Raw genomic sequence first — 222 nt, forward strand, 5'->3', positions numbered from 1 at the left:
CGCCTTCGGTGATGGTCAGGCTACCCAGTGCGCCAGCGCTCGGGGTGCCGTTGCCAGCCAGGAACTTGGCCTCGTCGGCGCCGTCCACGTCGGTCACGCTCAGGGTGCCGGTCTCGGTCAGAGTCGGCTTGGTCTCATCTTCGGTGACCGCACCGCTGTCAGCGCCGGTGATCACCGCGGCATCGTTGACGCCGGTAATGGTGATGGTGACGGTGTGCTCGG

At 67.1% G+C, this 222-nt stretch carries 1 protein-coding gene; it reads right to left on the minus strand.

Features of this window, described 5'->3' with window-relative positions; all coding sequences use genetic code 11:
* A partial coding sequence (locus tag KW824_RS20870) for a VCBS domain-containing protein (protein WP_218410917.1) occupies positions 1-222 on the minus strand: 222 nt, incomplete at both ends.

It is taken from the genome of Aeromonas sp. sif0611 (assembly GCF_019218845.1).
Classification (GTDB): Bacteria; Pseudomonadota; Gammaproteobacteria; order Enterobacterales; family Aeromonadaceae; genus Aeromonas; species Aeromonas media.